The organism is uncultured Shewanella sp. (assembly GCF_947495455.1).
Taxonomy (GTDB): Bacteria; Pseudomonadota; Gammaproteobacteria; order Enterobacterales; family Shewanellaceae; genus Shewanella.
In genome coordinates, this window is record NZ_CANLZC010000091.1 from 1 (window position 1) to 24,123 (window position 24,123).

At 38.2% G+C, this 24,123-nt stretch carries 19 protein-coding genes, 1 pseudogene and 1 riboswitch; of the genes and pseudogenes, 9 read left to right on the forward strand and 11 right to left on the reverse strand.

Going from position 1 to position 24,123, the window contains the following annotated elements:
* Window positions 1–151 precede the first annotated feature (151 nt).
* Entirely contained in the window at window positions 152–1,411 is a 1,260-nt protein-coding gene (locus tag Q0791_RS19070; protein ID WP_299009870.1) for a mechanosensitive ion channel family protein, read from the reverse strand.
* Window positions 1,412–1,657: 246 nt separating this feature from the next.
* Here Q0791_RS19070 and Q0791_RS19075 point away from each other — a divergent pair, with 246 nt between their 5' ends.
* Together Q0791_RS19075 and Q0791_RS19080 are read left to right on the forward strand one after the other, a co-directional pair.
* Window positions 1,658–2,275: a DUF3157 family protein gene (locus tag Q0791_RS19075; RefSeq protein ID WP_299009872.1), complete on the forward strand. Its 618-nt coding sequence runs from the start codon at window positions 1,658–1,660 to the stop codon at window positions 2,273–2,275.
* 129 nt (window positions 2,276–2,404) lie between these two features.
* The gene (locus tag Q0791_RS19080) at window positions 2,405–3,454 is read left to right on the forward strand and encodes a DUF2235 domain-containing protein (RefSeq protein ID WP_299009875.1); all 1,050 of its coding nucleotides are present in this window, start codon (window positions 2,405–2,407) and stop codon (window positions 3,452–3,454) included.
* A gap of 73 nt (window positions 3,455–3,527) precedes the next feature.
* Here Q0791_RS19080 and hutH read toward each other — a convergent pair whose 3' ends face one another.
* The 3 genes from hutH to hutC are packed head-to-tail and all read right to left on the reverse strand — an operon-like array spanning window position 3,528 to window position 7,469.
* Window positions 3,528–5,066 (reverse strand): histidine ammonia-lyase, encoded by a 1,539-nt coding sequence (gene hutH / locus Q0791_RS19085; protein WP_299009877.1) that lies wholly within the window; start codon window positions 5,064–5,066, stop codon window positions 3,528–3,530.
* Entirely contained in the window at window positions 5,063–6,739 is a 1,677-nt protein-coding gene (hutU, locus tag Q0791_RS19090; RefSeq protein WP_299009879.1) for a urocanate hydratase, read from the reverse strand. The genes hutH and hutU overlap by 4 nt, the downstream gene beginning before the upstream one ends.
* A 22-nt stretch (window positions 6,740–6,761) precedes the next feature.
* Window positions 6,762–7,469 carry a histidine utilization repressor gene (gene hutC, locus Q0791_RS19095; RefSeq protein ID WP_299009881.1) on the reverse strand — a complete coding sequence of 236 codons (708 nt, stop codon included), beginning with the start codon at window positions 7,467–7,469 and terminating at the stop codon, window positions 6,762–6,764.
* Window positions 7,470–7,648: 179 nt separating this feature from the next.
* Between hutC and hutI the strand changes: the two genes are divergently transcribed.
* Window positions 7,649–8,875, forward strand: a complete 1,227-nt coding sequence (hutI, locus tag Q0791_RS19100; RefSeq protein ID WP_299009883.1) for an imidazolonepropionase — start codon at window positions 7,649–7,651, stop codon at window positions 8,873–8,875.
* Between the two features lie 203 nt (window positions 8,876–9,078).
* Here the strand turns inward: hutI and Q0791_RS19105 are convergent, their stop codons facing one another.
* The 3 genes from Q0791_RS19105 to glp form a co-directional block, all read right to left on the reverse strand.
* Entirely contained in the window at window positions 9,079–9,984 is a 906-nt protein-coding gene (locus Q0791_RS19105; RefSeq protein WP_299009885.1) for a carbonic anhydrase, read from the reverse strand.
* Window positions 9,985–10,190: 206 nt separating this feature from the next.
* A complete protein-coding gene (gene moeB / locus Q0791_RS19110) occupies window positions 10,191–10,994 on the reverse strand; it encodes a molybdopterin-synthase adenylyltransferase MoeB (RefSeq protein WP_299009887.1) in 804 nt (267 codons plus the stop codon).
* A 5-nt stretch (window positions 10,995–10,999) separates the two neighbouring features.
* Window positions 11,000–12,244, reverse strand: coding sequence for a gephyrin-like molybdotransferase Glp (gene glp, locus Q0791_RS19115; RefSeq protein WP_299009889.1), 1,245 nt, complete (start codon window positions 12,242–12,244; stop codon window positions 11,000–11,002).
* 272 nt (window positions 12,245–12,516) lie between these two features.
* Here glp and Q0791_RS19120 point away from each other — a divergent pair, with 272 nt between their 5' ends.
* A complete protein-coding gene (locus Q0791_RS19120) occupies window positions 12,517–12,702 on the forward strand; it encodes a hypothetical protein (RefSeq protein ID WP_299009892.1) in 186 nt (61 codons plus the stop codon).
* 18 nt (window positions 12,703–12,720) lie between these two features.
* Window positions 12,721–13,134, forward strand: coding sequence for a LysE family transporter (locus Q0791_RS19125; RefSeq protein ID WP_299009913.1), 414 nt, complete (start codon window positions 12,721–12,723; stop codon window positions 13,132–13,134).
* Window positions 13,135–13,209: 75 nt separating this feature from the next.
* Here the strand turns inward: Q0791_RS19125 and Q0791_RS19130 are convergent, their stop codons facing one another.
* The gene (locus tag Q0791_RS19130) at window positions 13,210–13,368 is read right to left on the reverse strand and encodes a hypothetical protein (RefSeq protein WP_299009894.1); all 159 of its coding nucleotides are present in this window, start codon (window positions 13,366–13,368) and stop codon (window positions 13,210–13,212) included.
* A 430-nt stretch (window positions 13,369–13,798) separates the two neighbouring features.
* Here Q0791_RS19130 and ftnA point away from each other — a divergent pair, with 430 nt between their 5' ends.
* Window positions 13,799–14,320, forward strand: coding sequence for a non-heme ferritin (gene ftnA / locus Q0791_RS19135; RefSeq protein WP_299009897.1), 522 nt, complete (start codon window positions 13,799–13,801; stop codon window positions 14,318–14,320).
* A gap of 78 nt (window positions 14,321–14,398) precedes the next feature.
* Here the strand turns inward: ftnA and Q0791_RS19140 are convergent, their stop codons facing one another.
* Together Q0791_RS19140 and ribB are read right to left on the reverse strand one after the other, a co-directional pair.
* Window positions 14,399–17,593 carry an EAL domain-containing protein gene (locus Q0791_RS19140; RefSeq protein ID WP_299009900.1) on the reverse strand — a complete coding sequence of 1,065 codons (3,195 nt, stop codon included), beginning with the start codon at window positions 17,591–17,593 and terminating at the stop codon, window positions 14,399–14,401.
* A 275-nt stretch (window positions 17,594–17,868) separates the two neighbouring features.
* Window positions 17,869–18,510, reverse strand: a complete 642-nt coding sequence (gene ribB, locus Q0791_RS19145; protein WP_299009903.1) for a 3,4-dihydroxy-2-butanone-4-phosphate synthase — start codon at window positions 18,508–18,510, stop codon at window positions 17,869–17,871.
* A gap of 166 nt (window positions 18,511–18,676) precedes the next feature.
* Window positions 18,677–18,890, reverse strand: a riboswitch (FMN riboswitch).
* Between the two features lie 279 nt (window positions 18,891–19,169).
* Between ribB and Q0791_RS19150 the strand changes: the two genes are divergently transcribed.
* The 3 genes and pseudogenes from Q0791_RS19150 (at window position 19,170) to Q0791_RS19160 (ending at window position 22,095) form a co-directional block, all read left to right on the forward strand.
* Window positions 19,170–21,317 carry a S9 family peptidase gene (locus Q0791_RS19150; protein WP_299009907.1) on the forward strand — a complete coding sequence of 716 codons (2,148 nt, stop codon included), beginning with the start codon at window positions 19,170–19,172 and terminating at the stop codon, window positions 21,315–21,317.
* 100 nt (window positions 21,318–21,417) lie between these two features.
* Window positions 21,418–21,666 (forward strand): annotated as a pseudogene (locus Q0791_RS19155) (GIY-YIG nuclease family protein); the annotation flags it as partial.
* Window positions 21,667–21,903: 237 nt separating this feature from the next.
* On the forward strand, window positions 21,904–22,095 hold the full coding sequence (locus Q0791_RS19160) for a hypothetical protein (protein ID WP_299009910.1): 192 nt from the start codon (window positions 21,904–21,906) through the stop codon (window positions 22,093–22,095).
* Window positions 22,096–22,476: 381 nt separating this feature from the next.
* Here the strand turns inward: Q0791_RS19160 and Q0791_RS19165 are convergent, their stop codons facing one another.
* Entirely contained in the window at window positions 22,477–24,042 is a 1,566-nt protein-coding gene (locus tag Q0791_RS19165) for a DUF262 domain-containing HNH endonuclease family protein (RefSeq protein ID WP_299009912.1), read from the reverse strand.
* Window positions 24,043–24,123 lie beyond the last annotated feature (81 nt).

The window sequence follows — 24,123 nt, forward strand, 5'->3', positions numbered from 1 at the left end:
GCTTTTAAACCAGCCCTTTGGGAGTCTGTAAAAGCACCGACTTCTGCGTTGTATCATCTTAAAAGGCAATAAGCATTTTTGCAATAATACGCCTTGAATTAGGCACTTTTACAAGCTCTGAAAACAGGCATCTTCAGATATCACGGGTATATCATGACATGGTTTTCAAACTTCTCAAATCTGCACCAGAAGGCGATTGAAAAGCACGAAGACCAAATTCGGGTAAAATGGCATAAACATGATCAAAAATATCCGCTTGAATATCTTCATAAACAGCCCAACGAGTATCATTGGTGAAAACATAAATTTCAATAGGGATCCCTTCACTAACAGGCGCTAATTGACGTACAAGTAGCGTCATCTCTTGATGTATATTGGGATGATTTCGTAAAAAATGCACCATATAAGCTCTAAAGGTACCAATATTGGTTAAATGTCGACTATTTACCCGCATGTCAGCATCACTCACCTTGGCATTATAGGCATCCATCTCCACTGCTTTATTCGTCAGATATTCTTTTAAATGATTAATTTTAGACAGTCTTCGTTTATCTTCCTCACTGATAAATTGAATAGTTTGAGTATCAATAATGAATGATCTTTTAATTCTGCGACCACCGGATTCTGACATACCTCGCCAGTTTTTAAAGGCATCAGAAACTAAGGCATAAGCAGGGATCATCGTTATCGTCTTATCCCAATTACGCACTTTTACTGTGGTTAAGGAAACTTCTTCGACTGAACCGTCAGCGCCATATTTATCCATTTGAATCCAATCACCTGGACTCACCATACGATTAGCAGCAAGTTGAATGCCTGCCACAAAGCCTAAAATGGTATCTTTAAACACTAACATCACTAAACCCGTTGCAACACCTAAGCCACTAAGGAAATAAACGGGCGATTGATTCGATAGAATGGACACACAAATGATAATTGCAACGAAAAACAAAAATAGCTTCAATAACTGCACAAAGCTTTTTATCGGTAATCGACGACTCACAAGATTCAGATCGGCAACGTCATTTGCAGCATCTAACGCACTGTAAACGACTCTGATCACTAAAATCACAATGGTAAATTCAAGCAAACGCTCAGTCAGTGTACTGAAAAAGGGCATATTAGATAAAGCAAGAGGCACCAATAGACTCAGTACAAATAATGGCGCCAAGCATGCCATTTTCTCCAGTACTTGATGACGCATAAAAGTATCATCCCAGCTTACTTTAGAGTGCTTAATCACTAAATTAACCGTACGAACAATAACCCTGCGTACCACCAAATACACCACTAAGGCAAAAAGCAAACAGCCAATAAGTGAAATACCCATCACCAAATTTTGAGAGGTAAACTCACTCAATCCCCAGCCGGATACCCAATGACTGATTTGAGAGCGAAAATCATAATTCACTGCTTACATTCCTCGTATTAATTTAAAACAAACACTTAATGAACACACTCTATCACCTTTTTAGTCAGCAAGAAAAAAGCCTAAGCATTTCACAAAGGGAGTTACCATTTACAAACAAAAACAACTCAATAAAATAACAATAGTCCATAATTCCCAATTCAATATTTTGTTACGCTCTTTGCTCGCCATTGAGTATTATTTAGTTATATCCTAAGGACTATCAATTTATTGCTTCACGGCTTCAATATGCACAAATTAAAACAAATAACGCGTATCCTCATTACCACAACCATCGCTTATCTCTTAACCTTAACAAGCGCCTTTGCGGCTCAAATCGCTGAAATCACCTTAGACAATGGCGCTAAAGTCAAACTTAACGATGATTTCACTTGGGAATACGTTATTCTAAATAAACCCAACGAAACTGTTCAAAAATCTACACAAACAATAGACACTAAATCTGTAAAAGCTCCCCCCCAATCAGCACTTTCAACCCCACAGCTAAACCAACAATTTATAACACAATCTGAATTATTAAAATCGACGGCCAAAGATGGCGTAAAAGTCAGCATTCTCAAGACGAAATGGGATGATGATAAGTTAGGACTTCAATTTGAACTCACCAGTGACAGCAACAAACACTATGTATTAGTCAAATTAGAAACACAGTTTTACAATGACGAAGGACAACAAATAAAATCAGACAATTTAAATGTTTGGCAAGCCACCTTTCGATTACCCGACACTTACTTACGTAAAAATGAAACCCGCGAAAGCCGCACCTTTTGGATTGACGGGATCAATAAGGCTCACTGGAAAAAAGAACTCATGAGCTTAAAAATTACTGAATTGGAATCAAGATAAGCCCGATAATATGAATTGGTTATCTAAAATACACTTGCTGGATGTTTTTAGCTAACCAATTGAAAACGGCACACATTTTGCTTTTAAAGCAGTAAAGCAAGAAATTGACAAACTGTTATGGAGAGTGAAATGTCAAAGAATATCGTCATTTTCTCGGATGGAACGGGACAAGAAGGCGGCATAAAATTCAACACCAACGTTTATAAAACATTTAACCTTATTGAAGAACGTTCTGGTAAACAAATTGCTCATTATAGCAAAGGCATAGGCACCGATTGGCGTCAAATCACAGGCAGTTTATTGGGTGTTGGCATGACTGATAATATGATTGAATGTTATCAGTTTTTATTTGACCACTTTCATGTTGGCGACAAAATTTACTTATTTGGCTTCAGTCGAGGTGCTGCGACGGTTCGCAGCTTGTCACGCTTTATCGAACTGTTTGGTATATTGCCTAAATCGCGGCCCGAACTCATCAAGCAAGCCCTAAAAATATATAAAATAAAAAATCCTCATAAACGGCAACAGCAAGCGTCATTGTTTATTGCTAACAATAAAAATGTAGAATGCAAAATTACCTTCATGGGGGTTTGGGATACCGTTGCCGCCATGGGTTTACCTAACCGTTTTTTTGATAGTATGCTTTCCAAAATTCCCCCTTTTAAACATAAATTTCATGACTTTACGATCAGCCAAAATATAGAACATGCTTACCATGCTTTATCCATTGACGATACACGGGCCATTTTCCACCCCATATTATGGAAAAAGAAAGCCCATCCACAACAAACCGTTAAACAAGTTTGGTTTAGCGGCGTACATACCGATGTAGGCGGCGGATATGAAAGTGAAGGACTGTCTAATATTCCACTTGTTTGGATGCTGAATAAAGCACTAGAACACGGGCTCATCATTCACGATAATATAGAGATTAATCAAGAGATAAGCGCAAGAATGCACAACGAGTCTATCGGAATATCAGGACGCCTCTTTAAACAAAAAGAGCGAGTTTGGAATACAGACATTGAAGATAAACCGACAGTTCATGCCAGCGTTCTTGCTAGGCAACTCAATCAGCATAACGAAACCCATCCTAAGTATAACCCCTGGATATTAAAAAATGATTATTACTTAGAGCCATGGAATCAAAATATTTATCAGCCCAAGAAAGCGGCGTAACTGCATTATAACCAAGCACTGACATCGGCATTGAAAAAGAATTATAACCTAATTCTTTTTCATTAAAGCTATATTATTCTTTCATACTCGGTAACATGGAATTAGGCATGAATGGATTAAAAATCCCCGCCTTAAGCAGATGAACAGCCGCCTCAATATCGGGATTAAAAAAACGATCCTTATCATAATAATCCACTTTTTCTCGTAAAAAGCCTTTTGCCTTTTCAACCAATGGACTGGGCTTTAAAGGTAAGCGAAAATCCAATCCTTGGGCGGCCGACAGCCATTCAATTGCTATCACACCGCGCGTATTATTAGACATTTCTCGTAATCGTCTGGCTGCAAACGTCGCCATAGACACATGATCTTCTTGATTAGCCGATGTAGGCAAACTGTCAACAGAAGCGGGATGCGCATAAGTTTTATTTTCTGACGCCAATGCAGCTGCAGTCACTTGAGCTATCATAAAACCTGAGTTAACGCCGCCATTTTCAACTAAAAAAGGAGGTAATTTAGAGAGGCTTGAATCAATGAGTAGTGCAATTCTTCTCTCAGAAAAGGCACCTAATTCTGCAATCGCAATTGCTAAATTATCTGCCGCCATAGCAACAGGTTCTGCATGAAAGTTTCCACCGGAAATAATGTCATCAGGCTTTTGAAAAACCAATGGATTATCTGTCACACCATTAGCCTCTGTCACTAATACTGAAGCGGCATAACGGATTTGACTTAAACATGCCCCTAAGACTTGTGGTTGACAACGTAAAGAATAAGGATCTTGCACTTTCTCACAATCTAAATGAGATAAACCAATTTCTGACTCATCCCCTAACAAATGGCGAAAAATAGCTGCTGAATCGATTTGGCCTTGCTGGCCACGGGCCTCATGAATACGCGCATCAAAAGGACTTCGCCCTCCTAAAGCAGCTTCAACGCTCATTGCTCCGACAACAGAGCAATCGGCAAATAAATCTTCAGCATCAAATAATCCCTCCAATGCTAGCGCAGTCGATGCCTGTGTACCATTGAGTAACGCCAAGCCTTCTTTTGCTGCTAAGGAGATAGGCTCAAGGCCAGCAATACGCAAACCATCAATGGCAGGAATAAGCTTACCTTGATAGCGAACTTGCCCTTCGCCTAATAAAGGTAAACACATGTGAGCTAAAGGCGCTAAATCTCCCGAAGCACCAACAGAGCCTTTTTCAGGAATACAAGGGTAGACTCGTGCATTCACTAATTCGATCAGAGTGTGGATCACCATTAGGCGGATCCCAGAAAAACCTCTACTCAGTGAATTAATTTTTAAGATCATCATCAAACGCACTGTCGCATCTGACATCAATTCCCCCACGCCCGCAGCGTGAGACAGCACTATCGATTTCTGCAGTAATTGTAAATCTTCAGCGGCAATCTTAGTATTCGCCAGTAAACCAAAACCCGTGTTAATCCCGTAAACGACTCTTCCTTCATCTACGACTTTTTGCACCAATGCTGCGCTAGTATTAATATTCTCCAGTGCCTCTTCACATAAAGCAATCTTGACTTCTGTTCGGCTCATTTCACGCAATTGATGTAACGATAAGGTACCAGGTGTTAACGTAAAGGGCTTCATACATCTTCCTCCAGCATAGGTAAATCTAACCCTTGTTCTTTCGCGCAGCTTTTGGCCAATTCATATCCTGCATCAGCATGACGCATGACTCCCGTGGCGGGATCATTCCATAACACGCGCCCTAATCGTTTAGCCGCATCATCTGTGCCATCACACACTATGACAACCCCTGAGTGCTGACTAAATCCCATACCCACACCGCCACCGTGATGTAAAGACACCCAAGTAGCACCACTGGCCGTATTCAATAATGCATTCATCAATGGCCAGTCAGAAACAGCATCCGAGCCATCGAGCATAGCTTCTGTTTCACGGTTAGGACTTGCAACGGAACCAGAATCAAGGTGATCGCGACCGATCACTATGGGAGCCGATAACTCACCACTTTTTACCATTTCATTAAAGGCTAATGCCAAACGAGCACGATCTTTTAAACCTACCCAGCAAATTCGAGCGGGTAACCCTTGAAATGCAATACGCTCACGGGCCATATCAAGCCATTGATGCAGGTGAGGATTATCTGGGATCAGTTCTTTAACTTTTTGATCGGTCTTATAAATATCCTCAGGATCACCAGACAAGGCCACCCAACGAAAAGGCCCAATACCTTCACAAAACAGCGGCCTGACATAAGCAGGGACAAAGCCTGGAAAATCAAAGGCATTTTTCACACCTTCTTCAAAGGCCATTTGCCTAATGTTATTACCATAATCGGTTGTCGCAGCGCCTGCTGACTGCAACGCCAGCATAGCCTCAACTTGTACCGCCATCGATTTCTTTGCCGCCTTAACCACTGCTGCTTCATCGGTTTTTCTCATTAAAGCTGCCTGCTCCAATGTCCAGCCTTGGGGTAAATAACCATTTAAAGGATCATGTGCAGAGGTTTGATCTGTCACCACATCGGGAGTGATCTTTCTCGCCACCAGCTCGCTAAAAACATCAGCAGCGTTAGCAAGCAAGCCAACAGAAATAGGCTGTTCACTTTCATTCGCGAGCTTAATCATGGCTAAAGCTTCATTCAATGAATACGCTTTTTTATTCAAATAACCCGTGCGGATCCTAAAATCAATACGGGTTTCATCCACTTCGCAGGTAAGTACTGAGTAACCAGCCATAGTGCCGGCCAATGGTTGCGCTCCCCCCATACCACCTAACCCACCCGTCAAAATCCATCGACCTTGAGTCTCACCATTAAAGTGCTGTTTTGCCATTGCAACAAAGGTTTCATAAGTGCCTTGTACAATGCCTTGAGAACCAATATAAATCCAAGAACCTGCCGTCATTTGTCCATACATGGCCAGCCCTTGCTTATCCAATTCATTAAAATGTTCCCAATTAGCCCAATGAGGCACTAAATTAGAATTAGCAATGATCACGCGAGGCGCATTAGTGTGGGTCTGAAAAACCCCCACAGGCTTTCCAGATTGAACCAATAAGGTTTCATCATTTTCCAAACGCTTTAAAACTTGAATAATCTTGTCATAACAAGGCCAATCACGAGCTGCGCGCCCAATTCCACCATACACGACAAGATCTTCAGGTCGCTCGGCCACATCAGGATGTAAATTATTCATCAGCATTCGCATTGGCGCTTCTGTTAACCAAGACTTACAACTCAAGGTTGTACCATGGGGGGCAATGATATGCCTTGTTGCATCATGTCGATTATTCAATGTTCTGTCCCTCTTAATACATTTAATTGTCGAAAACTAACTGTCCACCTAATTTAAAACGCGTACCCGGATAAAGTAATTTTGCAAAACTCACCACACCTTGACTGGAAGCAGTTAACCGACTGATCTGCAAACAAGGCTCGAATGTTGAAATTTGTAATAATGCGCACTGCTCCTCATTCGCTAAAATCGCTTCTATTGTTTGCTCTGCCGTCGCTAAAGGGGCCACCTGACACAAATAAGCATGAGGTGTCATTTGATTAAAGTTCTGTATTAAATAATGCGGCGCTCGACTAGGCAAAACATAGCGCTCCTCGATCTGCAAAGGCATACCTTCTTCAAGATGAACAAGTTTGGAATAAAAAACAGAGACTCCCTCATTAAGGAATAACCACTCAGCCAAAGCGCGATCAACTTGCCGCTCTGTTTGCATTAATATATTCACACTATAAGCATGACCCCTTTCTTCAATTTCTTGGCGAATATCTCGAATGAGCAAAATGGAAGACTGCGCTTTATGACTAGCAACAAAAGTACCAATACCTTGGAAGCGCTGTAAAATACCCTGCTCAGTCAATTCCGTTAGCGCCCGCCTTGCGGTCATTCTGCTACAAGAAAAAACAGCCGCTAATTGATTTTCTGAAGGCAATTTATGTCCTTCGAGCCAATCGCCAGAATCAACTTTTGTAAGAATGTGCTGCTTAACCGCTAAAAATTTAGCCTGCACCATATTAAAAAATCGCCCACCTGCTCAAAAAGCCACCTCAACACACTAGCTTGTATATACAAGTAAACACAAGCTAGACAAGCCAATTTTGATAAAATACACTGTATACAATTCAGAACAGCTAAATTCACAAACAAAATAACTTGCTGTTTAAATTCATAAAAAATAATTAAGGGTTCGCTATGTCTTGGGATCAAGTCTGGATTGATATCAATATTGCAACTATGGATCCAACATCAAATACGCCTTATGGTGCGATTACTCAAGGCGCGATAGCCATTCAAGCGGGTAAAATCGCTTGGATAGGAAAACAGAAAGACTTACCCGAATTTGACCACTTAGCCACGCCCGTTTATCGAGGCAAAGGTGGCTGGATAACCCCTGGTATTATTGATGCACATACCCATTTAGTTTTTGCTGGTAATCGAGCCCAAGAATTTGAACAAAGACTCAATGGAGCCAGTTATGAAGAAATCGCTCTCGCTGGAGGAGGAATACTCTCCACAGTTAAGGCCTGCAGAGAAGCCAGTGAAGCTGAATTATTTGAATTGGGACGACAACGCCTCAATACATTGGCAAAAGAAGGTGTCACGACCGTTGAAATTAAATCGGGCTATGGTCTCGATACAGAAACAGAATTAAAACTTCTTCGCGTCGCCAGAGACTTAGGTCAATATCACCACATTGATGTCAAAACAACCTTTCTCGGCGCTCACGCTATTCCACCTGAATACAAAGACAAAACAGACGATTATATCGAACTTGTTATTAATGACATGCTACCTAAAATCATTGAAAACAATTTAGCCGATGCCGTCGATGTTTTCTGTGAAAAAATTGCATTTAACCTAGAGCAAACAGAAAAAGTGCTACTAGCGGCTAAAAAAGCAGGCTTAGACATAAAATTACACGCCGAACAACTCTCTAATTTGGGCGGCTCTTCAATGGCGGCCAAACATGGTGCATTATCCGTTGACCATATCGAATTTATTGATGAAAAAAGTATTGAAGTCTTAAGTCAAAATGGTACCTGTGCAACACTACTACCCGGTGCTTTTTATAGCTTAAGAGAAACGCAATTACCGCCCATTCAATTGCTGCGAAAATATAACATCCCTATGGTGGTTGCCAGTGATTATAATCCCGGTTCATCACCTATCTGTTCAAGCACCCTCATGCTCAACATGAGTTGTATTTTATTTAAATTGACACCTGAAGAAGCCTTAAAGGGAATGACATTTAATGCTGCAAAAGCCTTGAATATGGACAGTGAAATAGGCAGTCTCGAAATAGGGAAAAAAGCCGATTTTTGTTTATGGGACATAGACACTCCAGCACAACTTGCTTACACCTATGGCGTTAATCCATGCTTGCAAGTCGTTAAAGCTGGGCAAGTGATCCTGTCATAATATCAATGTCACATTCGAAACACCCTTGATTGACTCAACAAGCTTGCAGGTCGTTAAAGCAGGACAAATGATCCTGTCATAATATCAATGTCACATTCGAAACACCCTTTATTAATTCAACAAGCTTGCAGGTCGTTAAAGCAGGACAAATGATCCTGTCATAATATCAATGTCGCATTCAAAATCCCCTTTTTTGACTGCCTTTATTGACTGGACAAAATCACCCGATTATTCAATGCTTGCAGTGGCCGATTGTTATGGTTCATGACTTTTTGAAAAGCGCTAACTTGTTGTTGAGAAACGGTGACAGGTTCATGTAATACATACCAAGTGACATCTCTTGTACAAGGTGGCGTAGTAAATGAACCTTGAAAAGTGTAATAGCCTCGCTTGTTAGGTAATAGTCCTGAAAAGTCAGGATTAAAAGAGCGAATATCATTTTTCTGTCCACGATAAACTGGCATATGCTCCCATAAAGTACGAATAGTCGGATTTTCATTTCCTAAGGTTAAAAAAACGGCCACTACAGCAAACTGATTATTCTCTCCTTCATAAACCAAATGTAACTCCATGGGGAAGTTTTGATTACTGATAACATTTTCACTCGGACTATGAAAATGAAACTGTGCAAGTCGATATTCTTTATCCGCAACAGAGAGAGTATCCTTCTTTTCGCTATACTCAATTTCAACAGCTTGACTATTCAGTGCTTTTCCTCTTTCATGGTAATTTAATTTAACACTTTCATCTGACTCTTGTTTAACATCATCTCCAAATACAACTTCTATTGTGTGACCGCTATCTTCAATATCTGTCGGCTCTCGTGTAAAGGTAAAACGTAATGGGGGCAGTGCTTCGACCTTAACTCGTTTAGGATCGATGTTAATGGGTGATTGATCACCACCGAGTTCGCATTGAGGAAAATCCTTCCCCCAATGCTCTGGAGAGTTTTGGCCAACATACCCCCAAAAGATCTCGTTTTTCTGTTCTGATGTTTGTGCCATGACTGAAGGTTTCTTTGAACAAGAAGTCACTCCAAGCGATAGAGCAATACTGATAAAAAAGAGTATTAAGCACCAATTGATCTTTTGTTGAGCTCCCCTGAACATAACTCCTCCATGACAATGATTAAGGCATAACGACTTTTAATGACGTCTTATCATTGTAGAAGACAAAAATAGTGAAGACACATCAAAGAGGACAAATCAATCAATAGCAGCCAAGCTCAAATGAATAAACATTGAAAGAATAAATGAAACTTATACGTACACTTAATTTCAAAGATTGTTTATGACATTTCAAAGCTAACATGGGTTTATATCACTCCATCACCACACACGCGGCAACTTGACTGCTTTAACAGTTTCATTTCTCGACACTCCATGGTCATTGCATCAAAAAATAAAAGCCGCCCCGTTAAACTATGTCCTATATGAAGTAATAACTTAATCGCTTCCAGTGCTTGCATTGAACCAATAATGCCGACTACTGGCGCAAGTATTCCTGATTCAACACAACTCAACTCTTGTTCACCAAATAATTGACTAAAACAACGATAACAAGGCATATTTTTTTGATAATCAAAAACCGTTACCATGCCTTCCATTCGAATCGCAGCTGCCGACACCAAAGGCGTTTTATGAATAAAACAAGCCTGATTCACTTGCTCTCTCACCAATACATTATCAGTACAATCAATGACAAGATCATAATCAGCCACCAGCTCAACCATATCCTCATCACTCAGTTTCGTCGCTAATGTTGAAATTTGAATATAGGGATTCAGTTTTTCTAAAGCCTGTTTCGCTGAAGTGACTTTTAATACATCAATATTACTGTCATCGTGCAACACTTGACGTTGCAAGTTCGACTCACTAACGAGATCAAAGTCAATAAGGGTTAAATGCCCAATACCCGCTACGGCAAGATACTGACTTGCCGCACAACCTAAACCACCGACACCTAATATCAACACCTTGGCTGATTTCAGCTTCTCTTGCCCCTCTATATCGACCGATTTAATCGCGATTTGACGGTCATAACGCAATAATTCTGCATCAGATAAAACTGTATTACTTTTGTCTGAAATAAGTATTTCATCGGCATGGCGTCTAGACATTAAAGTTAATCCAATACTGTATTAAAAGGTTCAACGGTAACCATAGTGCCATTGGGTAAATCGCCTTCATATTGAGATAGAATCACAAAACAATTCGCCAAGGTCATTGAAGTTAACATACCCGAGCCTTGTGCCCCACTCATTTGAACTTCGGCTTCTCCTTGCTCGTTATAGCTCAAAATGCCCCGCTGATATTCCACTCGTCCAGGAACTTTCTTTATTTGCCCTTTTAATCTCGCTTGCAAAGTCAGTAACTGGCGTTGTGGGCGACCTTGCATTTTAATAATTAAAGGCCAAACCAATTTGTAAAAAGTCACCATAGATGAAACTGGATTACCTGGCAAACCACAAAATACAGCATCATCTAACTGCCCAAATGCAAAGGGTTTTCCCGGTTTGATGGCTAACTTCCAAAAAGTGATTTTTCCTTCTTCTTCCAGAACCTGTTTTATATAATCAGCATCTCCTACCGACACGCCACCGGAAGTCAGCACCATATCAGCCACTTTAGCCGCCTCTTGAAACGCCTTTCTGATCAACTGAGGATCATCTGCAATCACCCCTAAATCTGTCCACTCAATGTTTGCTCGAGTCAATAACCCTTGAATGCTATATCGGTTAGAATCATAAATTTGTCCCTTTTCCAATGGATTACCAACAGCTTGCAGCTCATCACCCGTTGAAAAGAAAGCCACTCGTACCTTTCTATAAACCTCAATAGCATCAGCGCCAATGGTTGCCAACACGCCCAATTCAGCCGCTCGTATCAAGGTTCCAGCGGGTAAGACTTGAGCACCACAAAGCAGTTCTTCTCCCTGCTTTCGAATGCAAGCCCCTTTCTGCTTAGGGGATTCTATGACTGCTTTACCGGCTTTTATCGTGACTTTCTCTTGCATTTGAACAGTGTCAAACCCCTTTGGTACCAAAGCACCTGTCATGATTTTGATGCAAGTGCCGGGTAAACACTCTCCAGTGTAAGGTTTTCCCGCAAATGCCTCCCCCACTAGAGTTAAAGCCTCAAAATTCATCAAATCATTAAAGTTAAAAGCATACCCATCCATTGCGGAGTTATCGAAAGGCGGTAAATCAATGCAGGAGTGAACATCCTCTGCCAACACACGTCCAAATGCAGTAGGCAGTGCAATCTTCTCTGTTTGAGTAACCACTGAAACTTGATCCAAGAGCTGTAAAATAGCGTGATCAGGGTGCATTAAATTTGAGTGAGCACAAGGGTCATAAGTGATGGACATGAGGCATCCTTGAAATAAAAACTATATGAAAAAGTATTATACTCATGCTTACTCAAAATGCGAGAAAGCCCAATACAGTCAAAGCAAGAATATCAATCGACTTTGATCTATCTCAAGCATCTTCACATAAATAATGACTCCATGCTTCTCAATTTTAATGTGGTGACAACTTTATAAAAGCGAGAGCAAAAAGAAAGACAAAGATAGATTTTTATGCAAAAATAATAAATAAACACTCAATAAAAACGTCAATAATAGCGGTGATAATTTAAATGGCAGTGGCAGCATTAATTCAAGGGTTCATTTTAGGCGGCAGTATGATTATTCCTATAGGAGCACAGAACTCTCACATTTTAGGCCATGGCATCAAACGTAATCATCATTTGCTCGCAGCCAGTATTTGTACTTTATGTGATATTTTGTTGATTGCAATTGGCGTATTTGGTGGTCATGAATAACTCACAAGCAATGCTCATATCGCCACACTCATCACTTATGGTGGAATATTTTTTTTATTAGGATATGGCTTTCTCGCCTTTAAAGCCGCCTTGAAAAACCAATATCAAATAGAAAAACTAACCCATTCTAAAAAAACAAAAATAGCTGTGATTATAACAACATTAGCTGTCACTTTACTCAATCCACATGTTTATCTTGATACTGTTATGATTTTAGGTAGCGTAGGCAACCAATTTATCAATCATGAAAAAATAGCTTTTGCAATCGGTACCATGCTGGCATCTATATTATGGTTTTATAGTCTAGCCATAGGCGCATCAAAATTAGTCCCTTGGTTGGGAAAAGAAAAAATACAAAGAGCCATAGATATCAGTATTGGCTGCATAATGTGGTTCATCGCTTGGAAGTTATATTCTTATCTAGCTCAATAGCACATATTTGCTTTAATACAAATTAAAGCGTAAATCATGCTTCCCTGTCTCTAATTAAAGAAAAAGCACTAAATGCTAGTGCCTTTTCTTTAAACTCATATTCCAAGCAAACAATTCAAAGCCTATTCCTGCGACCAAAAAAAATAAGACTCCCATTGCATTCGCATAGTGATAGCAAATAATGGCGGCAATAAAAAGTGCAGAAGAAATCAATGCCCTTTTAAGACCTTTCATATTTTGTCCTTAAGTATAATCGAGACTCGAAACTAATAAGCTCAAGCTATCTAATATCAGGGTAAATTTCAACACTTGTATCAGTTAGAGGATAAATTTTAATTCAATGATTAATACTTAAGCTTTTTTTTACGCAATTATATCGCACACTTCAAATTCAATAAAAAACAGTAACACTGTCAATTAGCAATACTCATTAAAAGCTCCAAAATTTAGACAAAAGGATAAACGGCTTAATTAAATAAGCTATATATTATTCAAACTGTTAAAAATACATAAAGCAAGTTACGTAAAAGTAATATAAAAACAGACACACAAATGAGAACGATTTGTATTTTTAAAACAACAGGTTACAACAAAATTTATCTTGATATTTCATACAAAATTAATGACAATAGGACTTAATTACTACCCGTGGAGAATAAAAGTCGTGCTTACACCTTTGATGATCGAACAGCTTAATGAACAGATCAATATGGAATTTTTCTCTTCTAACTTGTACTTACAAATGAGTGCTTGGTGTGAAGATAAAGGCTTTGAAGGCGCAGCAAAATTTATGCGTACTCATGCTGAAGAAGAAATGGGGCACATGCATCGCTTATTTACTTATGTCAGTGAAACAGGTGGCATGCCACTGCTTGGCTCCATTGCAGCTCCTAAAGCCGAATTTGACTCTCTACTGGCACTCTTTGAGTATACTTATGAGCATGAACAACTCATAACAAGTAAAATCAATGCACTGGCTCATACCGCATTTAGCAACCAAGATTACTCTACCTTTAATTTCTTACAGTGGTATGTATCAGAGCAGCACGAAGAAGAAAAATTATTTAAATCAATCGTCGATAAAATCCGTTTAGTCGGCGAAGATGGAAAGGCACTATTTTTTGTTGATAAAGATCTTGCCAAAATGGCTGCAGAAGACAGTGATAGTATAATGACAGCCGCTTAAACTTATTCAGGTTAAGCAGCTTAAGAGCGGGATAAGAACCACAAATCTTATCCTGCTTTTACTTTAGCAAGCCCTCTATTACGCCACCGACATAACTTGTCTCTGTAAATAATTAAACATCTCACTTCCATTGAGCGGCCTAGACATAAAATAACCTTGAGCAAAATCGCAACCTAACCCCTGTAATAAATCCCACTGTTGCTGAGTTTCCACTCCTTCTGAGACTAACTTCAACTGCAAACTTTGACCCATAATAATGATTGCTTTCAATAAACTCGCATCTTTATGTGATTCAAGTGCACTATCGATAAAACTTTTATCTATCTTAAGTACAGAAATAGGAAAACCTTTCAAATAAGCCAATGATGAATAGCCTGTTCCGAAATCATCTAAATAAATATCAATACCTAATCCGCTCACTTCCTCTAAGGTTTTCAAACATTGAACTTCATCTTCAATCAGCATAGTTTCAGTAATTTCTATGTGTAAATAACACGGCTCAATACAGTGTCTTTTCAGCGCATCATTAAGAATTTGGCTAAAAGACTCACCTTCATGATTAATAAACTGACGGCCTGAAACGTTAATGGCTAAACTGATCTTAAAACCATGATGATGCCAATGGGCTAAATCAGCCAATGATTGCTCCAGCACCCAGAGCCCTAACGTATCAATAAAGCCCGTTTCTTCAGCAATAGGAATAAACTTATCAGGTGAAATCAGGCCAAAATCAGGATCTTTCCACCGAACTAAGGCTTCGACACTAACTATTTCTCCTGTGGACATATCAATGATAGGCTGGTAATTAAGGTAAAAATCAGAATGCAAAACAGCTTTCCTCAATCGCTGTTCCAATTTGATTTGCTCAAATATCGTGTGATCCATTCCCTTTGAAAATAATTTATAGTGTGCCCTACCATCACTTTTGGCCTGATACATTGCAGTTTCGGCATGCCTTATCAAAGATTCTGGATCTTTGCCATTATCTGGATACAAACTCAATCCAAAGCTTGAAGAAATACTAACAACAACCTCATCAACAATAAATTTTTCAGAAAGTAAAAGGTTAATTTCCCTAGCCCTTTTTTCAATAGAAGCACCAGAAGATAAATTAGGCAGGATCATCACAAATTCATCACTACCGACTCGAGCAATGAAATCATCCTTGGTTAAAATAGAACTAAACCGAGAAGCCACTTGTTTTAATATTTCATCTCCCACCTCTGTACCATGAAGATCGTTAATAAACTTAAATCTATCTAAGTTAATAAAAGCAATCGCAACGGATTGCGAATAGGTTCTAGCATAAGAGATTTGATGTTGAAGATGCCCCATTAACAATTGCTTATTGGGTAACCCAGTTAAGGTATCAAAATGCGTTTGATACCAAATTTCTTGCTCATATTTCTTTCTATTTGTAATATCAATGAATAAGCCGATATGTTGAGTCACTTCCCCTTGTTCATTCTTCACTAAAGTAATCGCCAGATATTCAGGAAAAATATGTCCATCCTTACGCTTATTCCATATTTCTCCTCCCCAATGCCCTTTCGCTTTCAAGGTTTGCCATACTTCTTTATAGAAATCTTCAGGATGATGTTGAGAACTCAAAATAGAGGGATCTTTCCCTTTTACGTCATCTAATGTGTAACCTGTAATTTTAGTAAAAGCAGGATTGACTAACTCAATACGGTTTTGTGCATCAGTCACAATGATGCCTTCCGAAGAATGTTTAAAAACTGCTGAAGCACGACTAAGCTCTCTTTTAACCTTTTGCCGTTCAAGTAACATTTGATTCAAAGCAGACGCCATTTTAGCTATTTCATCTCCACCTTTGACTTCAACTTCAATCTCTAAATTAGGATCCACAGCCATTTTTTGCATGTCATCCGCTATACTTCTAATGCTTCCAACAATATGCTCAGTGATACTTTTACCTAATAAAACCAGCACGCCAGTAATGAATATAATGCCTAGTAAACTCAAAATTAAATACGTCAAAGCTTGCCTCTGCTCAGAGCGGCTGCTCAATGCAATAGCTTGTGCAATATCTCCATTTATTTGATGTAATAAATTGATCCTTTGACTGGATGCTTCCCACCATTCAAGCGCTGATACACTCGCTAATGGCGCCTGTAAATGAGCCAATGTTGCTAACATTGGCTCATCATAAATGCGTATCCTGTCGTCAATATCCTCAATGTTCAATCCCTGTTCCTTGAGCCGCAATAGCTTAAACATATTTGATTGATAGGCTAAAATCGTCTCTTCTAATTTAATAATTAAATCATACTGAAAACCAGACAACTCAGGATCACTTTTAATACTCTCAAGGAGCTGAGAGAGTTCCATAAAATGCATATTAAACTTAATCAAATCGCTCGATTCATTACGTAATAAGTAACTTTTAAAGTCATGTATTAAGCCACCAAAGCCCATTAAACGTCCAATTTCTTCAGACTGTTCCGCCAAACGTAACTGTGAGGCTATTAGGCTTTGAATACGCAATAATTCAGCATGCTCAGGACTGAGTAACATCCCATTGAGTAACCACTGATTATTACTAGTGGCATAAGATAAAGTATGAAGTATACGTTCATGCAAAGTCGTTTCAAGTGATTGTATTGAAAGAAAAACACTCATTGAAAGTGTCGGTGCTGATAATAACTGTACCATTAAAGCACGCTGCTCATCAGCAAGATCTTGAATCTGTAGCATATTTAACAGATCTGTTTGACGTCGAATTTGCTCAACGTTATTTGAACTAAAATGCAATTGAGAAATCAGATCGATAAGAAAGCAGTCAATTTCAGCATAGCGTTCAAAAAAGTTCATCTCCTTTAACTGCGTCACTTCAGCGCGAACTTTGGCCAACATTGTGGGTAATTTTGCTATTTTAATGAGTTTATTCTTGAGTGTTTTATTCGCATTATTATTCTCAATGTTCAACAAACTCTTAAGAGATTGATTGTTAATAAGTTGAGTCATAGCCTCATCGGTCAAGACTCTTTGCTGCTCAAGTCGATTTGAAAAAAACGCCTCCTTTTTACCTATCACTCCAGCAGATATGCCTCGCTCTTTTTGTAATTCATACAGTAAATTTTCAATATCAATACTCACTTCACTGGTCAACATACTCTCATTTGCCAACCTATAATCTTCAATGAGTAGCAATACTGCGACATATCCCAAAATAAAAATAATGGCTAAAGGAAAAGCCGAAAATAAAAACAATTTACATTTAAGATTGAAACGAGCAAAAACGATGGGCATTAAAAAGTAATCCGTTAATTTTAAGCGAAGAAATAACCATATTGGTTTCAACTAAGCAACATAGAATATCATTGAGTTCATATTAATTTGTACACCAACTGATTTTACTGGCCAAAAACTCAAGGAGAAACAAAAGTCAAACATACTAAACAACAAATAATAAACAATGGTTAAACAATAAAGTGGGTAACAAGCATACAAAATAAAGACATAATATAGTGAAAAACTCAATGCGAGCTTCTCACTAACAAAATCGATACAATTGAATCGGAAAACTAAAGTGCTAATTGTCGATAATAAACAATATCTTCAATAGTCACTATCGGTAAGCTGTGCTCTTCACTAAATCGTACGATATCGGCTAATCGTGCCATAGTTCCATCTGGATTTGTAACTTCGCATAACACACCGAAAGGTTTTAATCCTGCAAGTTTCATCAAATCAATCGTCCCCTCAGTATGTCCTCGACGCGTTAAAACACCACCACTTTGCGCAATAAGCGGATAAACATGCCCAGGCCTTGCAAGATCATCTGCTTTTGCTTGACAAGCAATGGCAGCTTGTATTGTTTTGACTCTGTCAGCTGCGGAAACGCCAGTAGTCACCCCTACCTTAGCTTCGATACTGACGGTAAAGGCAGTACCATATTGACTGGTATTTTCTGCAACCATAGGCGGTAGAGCAAGTTGTTTAATACGCTCCTGTGTTAAACATAAACAAACAATACCGCTGCACTCCCTAATAAGCAGTGCCATCTGTTCATTGGTTAAGCTTTCTGCTGCAAAAATAAGATCCCCTTCATTTTCTCTATCTTCATCATCAACAACAAGTACACCTCCTCCTATTTTAAGAGACGCTAAAGCGGCATTGACACGTTCAATTGCATTGCCATAAGGTATGAGTAATGACTGATCCATGGTTTAGTCCTAATAATAACATTTATGGTTTGACCAGAATCAGGGCATAAAGAAATAGCATTTAAAAAATCAAATACTAACATAAAAGAAAAAGCGATATTTTTAATCAGTTAAAAATCGCTATCAATACGGCGAATAAGCATCAAGTACCCGCTTACCGCTTCTCCTATATTCTCTTTCATCCGGACTCAGTATATTTAAAAAACAAATATAACATTACCGTCGGCTCTGGATTCGTTGACGACAAAAGCGTCAACCCACCAGATCTGCTGACCCTAGAAAACTAGGCGCTCGTGGGCTTAAGTAGCACTTCAATAAAAAATATCAGTGAACTAACATTTACCACCGGTGGGGAGTTACACCCCGCCCTGAGAATTTGAGTTGAAAAACATACATTTTTCAACTCAAGTCATTTTGCGCTCAATACACTACAAATTCAAGCTAAAACAATATGTTTAGACCAGTATCATTCCCAATAAAAACAGATAAAACTCCCCCTTCAACTTTTACCAACCAAGCCGCCTTATTCCAAAAAATGAAAATCAGATCAAATTAAAACAACAAAAAATCATCGACCTTTATTGTTTAGCGGCATAAAATAACCCTAATAAAAATACCAACTCAATTTATGATTAAGAATTGACACAAGGAAACGTGACATGAAGTTCTTTTTACCTCTTACAGCAAGTGCTGTCTTGTTAATTGGATGTTCGAATATGACTAAAACCTCTTCAATACAGCCCCCTATCGCTGAAAAAAAAGCCTACATCATGAAAAAGCACGGACATCAACGTATCGATAATTATTATTGGATGCGTGACGATGAACGTAAGAATAAGCAAATTATTGATTATTTAATGGCTGAAAATGATTATAAAGAGGCTCAATTAAGTCCCTATCAACCCTTACAGAAAAAGTTATACCAAGAACTCACCAATCGATTAGACAAGAATGAATCCAGCGCACCTTATTTATGGCATGGACAATGGTATTACAGCCGATATCAATCAGGCGAAGAGTACCCTATTATTGCCCGTAAAAAAGACTTAGATTCGACAGAAGAAATCATTCTCAATGTTAATGAACGTGCACAAGGTAATGAATTTTACGGCCTAGGAGAGACATCTGTTAGCCCAAATGGCCAACTACTCGCCTTTACAGAAGATACGCTAAGCAGAAGGATTTATACTGTTGTTTTTAAAGATCTCAACAATAATCAATATCTAAAAGATAAAATTGTAGGTGTAGAAGGAAATATTATTTGGGCCAATGACAACCTACATGTTTTCTATATTGCGAAAGATCCTCAAACATTGCTTGGATTTCAAGTATTCAGACATAAACTTGGCACACTGCAATCTGAAGATGTATTAGTTTTTGAAGAGAAAGATGATACCTACTACCTTGAGCTTGGAAAGACCATTGATGAGTCATTAATCACGCTTTCTCATGACAGCACCATAACCTCTGAAGTCTCCATTCTCGATGCAAATCAGCCCCTTTCATCTTTTTCACCAATATTGACGAGAAAAGAAGGTCATGAATATACTTTTGAGAAAAAAGGAGATGACTTCTACATTCTCACCAACTGGCAAGCAAAGAATTATCGTTTGATGAAAGTACCTTCTCATCAAGCCCATAATCAACAAGCTTGGCAAGAAGTCATTCCCCATGATAACAAAGTCCTGATCGAGGATTACTTAATCTTAAAGGACTATTTAGTCTATCAAACAAGAGAAAATGGCCTCAATCATATTAAAGTTCGTCCACTTGATAATTCTCCAGAGTTCGAATTACCTTTTGATGATGCCGCTTATGTGGCGAGTTTGGAGATAAATACACGCCAAAATACAGATAAGTTGCGAGTGGCTTATTCCAGCCCAACCACCCCTGAGTCTATTTTTGAATATTCATTAAGCTCTTCAAACCCTGCGACACTAGCTAAAACAAGGCGTTTATTAAAACAAGAAAACGTTCTTGGCGGATTTAAGAGCCATGCTTATCAAAGTGAACGATTATTTATCACTGCAAGAGATGGTGCTCAAGTTCCAGTCACACTCGTTTACCGTAAAGACTTGTTTAATAAAAACGGTTCAAATCCACTATATCAATACGGTTACGGTTCTTATGGTTATACAGTTGAGCCACACTTTAGATCGTCCATTATCAGCTTATTAGATAGGGGCTTTGTTTATGCAACAGCTCATATTCGAGGCAGTGATATGCTTGGCCGTCATTGGTACGATGAAGGTCGAATGCTAAATAAGAAAAATAGTTTTAATGATTTTATCGATGTCACTCAAGCACTCACAGAGCGAGGTTATGCCGATAAAAATAAAGTTGTCGCTTCAGGTGGCAGTGCAGGCGGCTTACTCATGGGCGCAATAATCAACCAGTCACCGAAGAAGTATTTTGCCGTAGCATCACATGTCCCCTTCGTTGATGTGGTAACAACTATGTTAGATGAGAGTATTCCATTAACCACTAATGAATATGATGAATGGGGAAACCCCAATACTAAAGCTTACTATGACTATATGTTAAGCTATTCGCCCTACGATCAAATTAAACCCCAAGACTACCCTCACTTACTTGTTACGACAGGCTTACATGATTCTCAAGTGCAATACTTTGAGCCCGCCAAATGGGTCGCCAAACTTAGAGAATATAAAACGGATGATAACTTACTGTTATTTGAAACCGATATGGAAGCAGGCCATGGAGGAAAAAGTGGACGCTATCGCCGTTACCAAGACACAGCGAAAGAATATGCATTCTTCTTAGGCCTACTAGGTTTAGACAAATAATAGCCTTGCTAAATTATTTATGCCAAATTACTTTCTATATAATTTGGCATAAAATAAAGTCATCAAGAACCTAATACTAATCATCCAGAGGAGCATAGTGAGCAGTCTTTGGTATTTATATATGATAAAATGCGCGAACGGGCATTTGTATACAGGGATCACAACAGATGTTAATCGACGCTTTCATGAACATCAATTGGGAGGGAAAAAAGCGGCAAAATACCTCAAGGGAAAAGGACCACTAACACTCATCTATATTGAAAAAATCGGCAATCACAGCCAAGCCTTAAAAAAAGAGATCGCCATAAAGAAATTGACACGAAAGCAAAAGTTGATGCTCATCGGCTAAAACTTAAATTCAGAAGCAATCATAAACTATGCGCTAACAATGCCCTTTTAGAAAAATACCAAACAGTACACCTGACAATGTTATCCATACCTTCATATAGGATATAAACAAGCTCATTGTTCAATCGAATACACTTCCCACATACATGTCAATTTATCGAACATCACATAATTCGAACAATGCTACTGCTATGAATCAAATAAATCGAGTCCTACATGTAGAGATATCATAGAACACATGCAACTCATACATGAAGCCTATCTCAACTATCCTAGTTTACGCTGCCAAAACGGAAAAGTCGTTAATGGCATGCACCGAGTCTGCAAAGCATTGATGGTGGGAGCCTCAAGCATTACAGCACAGCAATTTTCATACTACATCGCACCAGATTACATTAATGTCGATCCCAATTCTCTTCCTAATGATTAATGCAAAAAAAAAGCTCTCAGATATTGAGAGCTACTGACAAAGGTTACTGAAAATCTCAATGGAATAGAGGCTCAGTTAGTAACTAGGTAAAATATACGACTGACATTAGAACCTAAGTGCAATCCAATTAAAACCATAAAAAAGTAACAAAGTATGTTAAATCAAATAATGTATTTAAAATTAGAAAAATAAAGTCAATTTTTTATCTATTAATGCTGGCTTTTAAGGCTCACAGTCAGAGCAAGGCCAGGGCTCTGAGGAGGAAAGGGGCTTGTGGTAAATAACATGATATAATACCTTCATCAATGGGATAAAAATTGCCTTCTAACAATATACATATAATTTAAAAACAATAAGTTATAGAGAGTAACTTACGATTTTTTATACGATTTTTCTACATTTTTTATAAATTTCTTGAGCCATAATATCAGCTCTTTTCTTTATAGAATCTTTGTTCCAATTTTGTGGTAAGAGCAACGACTCTTCCATTGGATAGTTTTTCTTCCTAAGTATTTCGAACTTATCCCTTGGAGGTTTGTCAGCCAATTCAATTGAGTTTGTTGTGTTATCTAACAAAAGTAAATTACCTATATTATAAATCTCATCATCACTAACATCACATGAAGACAGATCTGTTGACTGTGATAAGAAATGCTCGATTGTTAAATGTTGATTATCTACACTTAAACATCCGTTATTCTTAGGTAGTAAAAACTCTAAACTATATCTAACAATGTTTTTATCTTTAGATTTTTTGTTACCATAGCCTAATTCTGAAAATTTAACTCTAAACTCATTAAGGTCAGGCATTTTTGAACGTAAAAATGTATCTAACTCATTGAGTACGGATTGAATCTGCCCATTTTCGGATGCCTCTGTTAATTTAATAGCTAACCGAGAATAATTGGATGCAATTGCTCCAGATGAACGCTGAGAAGTTATAGCATTGAAGCAATAATGAAATAATTCAATTTTTTCAAGAGTTTTTCTCAAATTCCTTAAACTTAATAGTTTTTTATCATATTTATGCAATAAAGCGAGAGTTAAAGCCGTCTGCTGTTTAACTTTAAAAATATTAAGGGATATTAGAGATTTTTTAACCAATACTTCCTCTTTAGACCAGTCCCTTTGACTAGGAGATAAAAGAGTACAATACAATTTACTGTATATATTTAAATCCGACATTAACTCTTTTGCTGATTCTGCACTATTACCAATAAAAGCTTTTACTTCAGAAAATAGTTTTTTATCAGTTGTATATTTATATTTAGATACCCAGAAATGTAGTAAAAACGCATCTAAAGAGGATGGATCAGCTACATCATCAAAATGTCGAACCATACCATTCCAAGATTCTTTAGCTTGATCGATAGAAACGCTAGTATTTTTAATTCTCTTTAACATTAAGTTCTTAACCAAATCAGATGTAGTCAGATCTCTTCCTCTAGCATTTAATGTTTCAAAAATTAGGTATGCATCATCTTCATTATCAAGTTGTATAAAAACTAGCTTTAAAGAAAGTACTTTATCCCTAATATTTTTAAGTTTTTGTACAGCCAAATTATCATGATCAGTAAATAGGTTACCTTGCTCTGAATGTACGTCAGATAACTCAGGGATATACCTCTCTAAGTTTTTTTCAATAATGGTAAAAGCAGATTCAAGTTTCTTTTCCTCAACACCTACATCGCATGAAACATTTAACCCATTAAAACTCTGTATATGATCTTGTAAGTATGGAAATGAAGTCTCTGAGTTTAATACAAATTCATCTTCATTATCTATGTTCGCTTTTTCAACATATTTGTGGACACCTTTCGCAAGATTATTTTCACCTAATGTAATAAATGCGTTTCTAATAGCAGATAATATGAGAGTAATAGTAGTCAAACGTTGTTGGCCATCAACAATACCGAAATATGGTTTTCTTGTTTGATATACAACCATTGATCCTTAGGTGTCCCCTTATATAAAGCAGCCACATCAAGGGTTTTGAGGTAAAATACTCCAAACAACCATAATAAGCTC

Coding starts and splice junctions, on each gene's coding strand:
- Q0791_RS19075 (WP_299009872.1), top strand. CDS start 1,658: ATGCACAAATTAAAACAAATAACGCGTATCCTCATTACCACAACCATC.
- Q0791_RS19080 (WP_299009875.1), top strand. CDS start 2,405: ATGTCAAAGAATATCGTCATTTTCTCGGATGGAACGGGACAAGAAGGC.
- hutH (WP_299009877.1), bottom strand. CDS start 5,066: ATGAAGCCCTTTACGTTAACACCTGGTACCTTATCGTTACATCAATTG.
- hutC (WP_299009881.1), bottom strand. CDS start 7,469: ATGGTGCAGGCTAAATTTTTAGCGGTTAAGCAGCACATTCTTACAAAA.
- hutI (WP_299009883.1), top strand. CDS start 7,649: ATGTCTTGGGATCAAGTCTGGATTGATATCAATATTGCAACTATGGAT.
- Q0791_RS19105 (WP_299009885.1), bottom strand. CDS start 9,984: ATGTTCAGGGGAGCTCAACAAAAGATCAATTGGTGCTTAATACTCTTT.
- moeB (WP_299009887.1), bottom strand. CDS start 10,994: ATGTCTAGACGCCATGCCGATGAAATACTTATTTCAGACAAAAGTAAT.
- glp (WP_299009889.1), bottom strand. CDS start 12,244: ATGTCCATCACTTATGACCCTTGTGCTCACTCAAATTTAATGCACCCT.
- Q0791_RS19120 (WP_299009892.1), top strand. CDS start 12,517: ATGGCAGTGGCAGCATTAATTCAAGGGTTCATTTTAGGCGGCAGTATG.
- Q0791_RS19130 (WP_299009894.1), bottom strand. CDS start 13,368: ATGAAAGGTCTTAAAAGGGCATTGATTTCTTCTGCACTTTTTATTGCC.
- Q0791_RS19140 (WP_299009900.1), bottom strand. CDS start 17,593: ATGCCCATCGTTTTTGCTCGTTTCAATCTTAAATGTAAATTGTTTTTA.
- ribB (WP_299009903.1), bottom strand. CDS start 18,510: ATGGATCAGTCATTACTCATACCTTATGGCAATGCAATTGAACGTGTC.
- Q0791_RS19150 (WP_299009907.1), top strand. CDS start 19,170: ATGAAGTTCTTTTTACCTCTTACAGCAAGTGCTGTCTTGTTAATTGGA.
- Q0791_RS19160 (WP_299009910.1), top strand. CDS start 21,904: ATGCAACTCATACATGAAGCCTATCTCAACTATCCTAGTTTACGCTGC.
- Q0791_RS19165 (WP_299009912.1), bottom strand. CDS start 24,042: ATGGTTGTATATCAAACAAGAAAACCATATTTCGGTATTGTTGATGGC.